The sequence below is a fragment of the Microcoleus sp. LAD1_D3 genome (assembly GCF_036702135.1).
Taxonomy (GTDB): Bacteria; Cyanobacteriota; Cyanobacteriia; order Cyanobacteriales; family Microcoleaceae; genus Microcoleus.
The window spans coordinates 1-4,863 of the sequence record NZ_JAUBSB010000124.1 but is presented as its reverse complement, the minus strand read 5'-3'; the positions used below and the strand labels follow the sequence as shown (position 1 = coordinate 4,863).

Here is a 4,863-nt window from a genome sequence, read left to right as displayed (position 1 = left end):
AGTTTTGAAGGAATATATTAGAAATCAAGAAAAGCCGTCCTAGAAGGACGGGGCTTGAATCCCGTTTTTTTGGTCAACAAGATTTTTAGCAACAGGCAAGATGCCTGTTCCACAATAACTCAACATTTTTGTGGTACAGGCATCATGCCTGTACTTAACATTGGTGTAACACCTAACTATTAACAAAAGGGTACAAATCTGCAATAACTAAAGATTTTTGTGGTACAGGCATCTTGTCTGTACTTAACCTTGGTGCAACACCAAACTATTAGCAGAAGGACACAAATCTGCAAGTTCGCAAATATTGCAAGCCGGATTTCTCGCATTACAAACTGCCCTGCCGTGATAAACCAACCGAATCGACCAATTTTCCCAATCCGGCTGTGGCAACAATATCATCAAATCCCGCTCGATCCTTATAGGATCGGTATGTTCGGTCAATCCTAACCGTTGAGTCAAACGTTTGACGTGAGTGTCTACCGTCACGCCCATATTAATACCAAAAGCGTGGGCGAGAACGACATTAGCCGTTTTGCGGGCAACTCCGGGCAATTCTAGCAGCAGTTCCATCCGCTGCGGCACTTGATTGTTAAATTTATTGACGATCGCCTGACAAGCACCTTTAATATTTTTAGACTTATTGCGGTAGAAACCAGTCGATCGCACGAGACTTTCTAGTTCTTCTAAATCCGCATTTGCCAAAGCAACCGCATCGGGAAAACGCTCAAACAAAGCCGGCGTTACCAGATTTACTCGATCGTCCGTACACTGAGCCGAGAGAATCGTCGCCACCAGCAACTGCACGGGAGTTTCGTAGTTGAGAGTGCAAGGAGCTTCTGGATAGAGGCGTTTGAGGCGAATCAGAATTTCGAGCGATCGTTGTTTTAAACTTAACTTTTTAGTCATTAGTCATTAGTCATTAGTCATTAGTTATCAGTCATTTACAAAAGATTGGGGTCGATTCCCATTTCGCGGAGTCGAGCTTCTAAAGCTTCCGATCGCGATCGTTCTTGTTCCAGCAAAGTTTCTGCTTGTTCGGCTCTTTGGCGTTCTTGTTCGGCCCTTTGCTGTTCTTGTTCAGCTCTTAATTCTGCTTGCTGTCGCAGTTGAGCGAGTTCCACAAAACTTACAAATGGCGCTCCGTTAGGTCCGAATATTTGTAGTGCGGTTTCTGATAGTTGAAACCGCACTCCTAGTCTGGGACTTACCCAACCATCCGCCGATTCTACAGCTTCTAATTCTTGGTCTCGACGCTGCCATATAGTTAAATCCACTTGTTCAGGGTTGTACAAGTAATATTCTTCCACGCCGTAGCGTTCGTAAAATTTGAATTTTTGAATCATCGGAGTTAGACGGTTGCCAGGGGACAAAATTTCAAACACGACTTGCGGCGGAATGTTATCTTCGTTCCACTGTTGGTATGAACCTCGATATCTTTTCGGTCTGCCAAAGGCTACCAGCACATCTGGTGCTTGAGCAAGTTTATTATTTCCTTCTACTGGATACCACAGTAAGTTACCCGCCACAAAAACATCAGCAACACTCGCAAATAAAAGTTCTAAATTTTCTTTAATCCAGACGATTAATCGAAACTGTTCGGTATTATCTGACATGGGTTCTCCGTTGTCATCTGGGTAGACTATTTTTGATTTTTCGGGAGATTGCAGTTGTGTAATCATTGCTTTTTTTACCAAATTTAATGAGCGAATATTAGTCATGAGTCAAAATTGCTGTAATGACTAATGACTGTTAATTTTTAACTGTTGACTCATCTTATAGGTTATTAGTGGCCACCAACAAATAACAAATAATCAATAATCAATAATCAATAACCAATAACAACCAACTACTGACTACTGACTACTGACTACTGACTACTGACTATTGTTGCCGAAGATTGCCCATCAAATCGAACCCAGCCAAATTAGCTGTATCCCGAATAATCAAGAAAATTCCCAAACCCAGCAACAACACCAAACCAGTCTGCATGACATTTTCCTGAATGCGGTTCGGCAGAGGCTTGCCCCGCAGTCCTTCTATCAACAGAAAAGCTAGCTGACCGCCGTCCAAAGCAGGTAAAGGCAAGATATTAATCACAGCCAAATTGACGCTAATTAGCACAGCATACTGAAACAAACTCGCAGCATCCGATTTGGCAATCCCTGCACCAATCGCCACAATCGCCACAGGCCCGGACAACTTGTCGGCAGTCTGGCTGAAATTGCTAAGTAACTGCCCGAAACCTTGAACCGTCAGCACCACAATCCGCTCAAATTCTTTGGCGGCCTTGCTAAACGCCTCTACAAATCCGGCCCTCTGCCGCACCACAGTGCCGTTAGAAGTTAGCTGCACGCCAATGCGACCTTTGCCGTCGGGCGACTCTTCAGGAGTTACTGTCACCACAAATTTTTGTTCTTGGCGCTGAATTTCCAACGCTAGGGGTTGGTTGGGATGATCTTGGATGGCTGTGACCAATAATTTGACTGCTTCGCGGGAAGCGCCCAATTCCTTGCCGTCAACAGACAGAACAACGTCGCCCGATCGAATTCCCGCTTGTTTCGCGGCCGAACTGACTTCTGCGGCGACTTCCGGGACTTTAACTCCCGGTAGGTAGTTCATTTCTGCCGCGCCGACAGTACCCAATTGCACCACCAACAGGAAGTAAGCAAAAATTAAGTTGGCAATTACCCCTGCGCTAATGACGATCGCCCGATCGAGCACGGGGCGATTTTTGAGCAAATTCGGGTCATTTGGGGGAATTGTACTGTCTGGATCGTCGTCCGGGAAACCCACGAAACCTCCCAGGGGAAAGGCGCGGAGGGCATATTCAGTTTCCGGGCCTTGGTACTTCCAGAGGACGGGCCCGAAACCGATAGAGAAGCGGTTGACGTGGATGTGTTGAAGTCTCGCCGCCAAGAAGTGGCCGAGTTCGTGAACGACAATCAAGATACCTAAAACTGCGATCGCTGCCAAAACTGACATGAAGGATTCCACTAACACTTTTACTGGACTTTGATTTATTTTAATATCTTTTTAATATCGGTGGCTTCGGAGGGGCAATTTTCAGTCAAACTGGAAGGTGGTGTTTTTGTCGGAAGTCCCGGCTGCTGCGATCGACCCGACGCTGCCAAACCGATCGCGCGATCGTACCTGAGTTTACCTCTAAAACCAATTCCCTATTACAAATTACTCATTACCAATTCCCAGTTACCCATTCCCCATTATGAAAGACACTTCTTTGAATATTATTGCTATTTCTATCTTTGCCATCACCGTTTCAATATTGTTGGGGCCCCTATTCAACTTGCCAGAAGCCGTACCTGCGATCGCCACTTTTTGCCTGTTGGGGCTAGCCACCCTTGACAGTTTCCAGTGGCAAGGTCAAGGCGGTACTATTTTATTAGATTGGCTGGGGGGAACTTCCAAACAAAAGCGCGATCGTATCCTTCACCACGAAGCCGGACACTTCCTAGTCGCGTACCTGTTGGGAATTCCCGTAACCAGCTACGCCCTCAACGCTTGGGAAGCATTTAAACAAGGTCAAACAGCCCAAGGCGGCGTCCGCTTTGAAGACGAACAATTAGCATCTCAACTGCAAAACGGCACTCTTTCCGCCCAACTTTTAGACCAATACTGCACAGTGTGGATGGCCGGAATAGTCGCCGAAAAATTTGTTTACGGCAGTGCACAAGGAGGAGCAGAAGACCGCACAAAAATTAGTGCAATTTTAACACAACTGCGCCGTCCCAGTTCCGAAATTCAACTCAAACAAAACTGGGGTTTGCTGCGAGCAAAAAACCTGATAGAAAGCCACAAATCAGCTTACGAAGCCCTAGTAGCAGCAATGGAAAAAAGAGCAACTGTCGCTGAGTGCTGCGACATAATCCAGCAGAGTTTATAGGAAAAAAAGATTACGCACTCTTGCCTTGTTAACCCGGTTTCTATCGATATTTTTTTTGCGTAAAAACAGAGTTTAACACCGTATTTTAGATATCAAAAATTCATGTCAGAACCAAAATTTTTTCCAACAACACTGCAAACAGCGAACCCAAATACAGAAAAATTGTTGTGGCTGTTCGGTTTTCGGATCGACCCCGGCACCGAAATACCAAATCTATATACTCTCATTGTCTATGGAGAACAAGAGCCGCCCTTAGTAGCCGGGGGTCAACTTGTATTTTTTACCCGTCCAGAACTAGCGATTAACGCTCTCCAATTGTGCAATATCGATGTCAGCGAACTGGGAAAGCCACCCACACAAATAGACGCTATTTGCGACATTGCAGAAACGCTGTACTTGCTCGATGCCGAAGATTTTGACGAGTCAGCTACTATCCTCAACTGTTTGAACGCGCTTTTCGATTTAGTGAAAGCTACTTTAATACCGATGCCAACTGAATACAAGCGCATACTTTATGATTTGGCAGACCATTTGAATATTGAGGAAGAGTTTGCAAGTTTTTTAGACGCAGAAGATATTCAGCGCTCGGAAATTCTCAATGCCATTTTGTGGTGTGTGGGAGCAATTACAGCTAAATCTAGATTGTTGACCGAGTAATTTAATAAAAACTAGAATGTGAATCGATAATAGATAATATCGCCCAAGGAAATTGTGCCATGACTGTAACAGAGTTACGCTTGTGGACTGTAGAGGAATATCGCCTCATGACCGAAACTGGCATTCTCAATCCCGATGAACGAGTCGAATTAATTGACGGGCAAATTATTGCAATCAGTGCAAAAAATCCTCCCCACGCAGCAACTAATCTCTGTGCAGCCGACTATCTAGGACTTGCTGAATAAGCGCCAAAAGCTGACGGACCTGGATTATTCGAGCGGGCGAGCGAGAGAAGTGTGCAAGAA

The 4,863-nt window shown here is 45.2% G+C and carries 6 protein-coding genes; 3 read left to right on the top strand and 3 right to left on the bottom strand.

From position 1 onward, the window contains the following. Nucleotides 1-243 precede the first annotated feature (243 nt). The 3 genes from nth to rseP form a co-directional block, all read right to left on the bottom strand. Nucleotides 244-906 carry an endonuclease III gene (gene nth / locus QUA74_RS29255; protein WP_333200319.1) on the bottom strand — a complete coding sequence of 221 codons (663 nt, stop codon included), beginning with the start codon at nucleotides 904-906 and terminating at the stop codon, nucleotides 244-246. 35 nt (nucleotides 907-941) lie between these two features. Beyond that, on the bottom strand, nucleotides 942-1,679 hold the full coding sequence (locus QUA74_RS29250; protein WP_333336204.1) for a Uma2 family endonuclease: 738 nt from the start codon (nucleotides 1,677-1,679) through the stop codon (nucleotides 942-944). A 202-nt stretch (nucleotides 1,680-1,881) separates the two neighbouring features. After that, nucleotides 1,882-2,982, bottom strand: a complete 1,101-nt coding sequence (gene rseP / locus QUA74_RS29245) for an RIP metalloprotease RseP (RefSeq protein WP_333336201.1) — start codon at nucleotides 2,980-2,982, stop codon at nucleotides 1,882-1,884. Between the two features lie 241 nt (nucleotides 2,983-3,223). Here rseP and QUA74_RS29240 point away from each other — a divergent pair, with 241 nt between their 5' ends. From QUA74_RS29240 to QUA74_RS29230, 3 genes are all read left to right on the top strand, one after another. Beyond that, nucleotides 3,224-3,901, top strand: coding sequence for an ATP-dependent Zn protease (locus QUA74_RS29240; protein WP_333336199.1), 678 nt, complete (start codon nucleotides 3,224-3,226; stop codon nucleotides 3,899-3,901). Nucleotides 3,902-4,003: 102 nt separating this feature from the next. Continuing rightward, entirely contained in the window at nucleotides 4,004-4,558 is a 555-nt protein-coding gene (locus QUA74_RS29235; protein WP_333336196.1) for a hypothetical protein, read from the top strand. A gap of 59 nt (nucleotides 4,559-4,617) precedes the next feature. Further along, nucleotides 4,618-4,803, top strand: coding sequence for a hypothetical protein (locus QUA74_RS29230; protein WP_333336193.1), 186 nt, complete (start codon nucleotides 4,618-4,620; stop codon nucleotides 4,801-4,803). The last annotated feature ends 60 nt before the right edge of the window (nucleotides 4,804-4,863 follow it).

Coding starts and splice junctions, on each gene's coding strand:
- rseP (WP_333336201.1), bottom strand. CDS start 2,982: ATGTCAGTTTTGGCAGCGATCGCAGTTTTAGGTATCTTGATTGTCGTT.
- QUA74_RS29235 (WP_333336196.1), top strand. CDS start 4,004: ATGTCAGAACCAAAATTTTTTCCAACAACACTGCAAACAGCGAACCCA.
- QUA74_RS29240 (WP_333336199.1), top strand. CDS start 3,224: ATGAAAGACACTTCTTTGAATATTATTGCTATTTCTATCTTTGCCATC.
- QUA74_RS29230 (WP_333336193.1), top strand. CDS start 4,618: ATGACTGTAACAGAGTTACGCTTGTGGACTGTAGAGGAATATCGCCTC.
- QUA74_RS29250 (WP_333336204.1), bottom strand. CDS start 1,679: ATGATTACACAACTGCAATCTCCCGAAAAATCAAAAATAGTCTACCCA.
- nth (WP_333200319.1), bottom strand. CDS start 906: ATGACTAAAAAGTTAAGTTTAAAACAACGATCGCTCGAAATTCTGATT.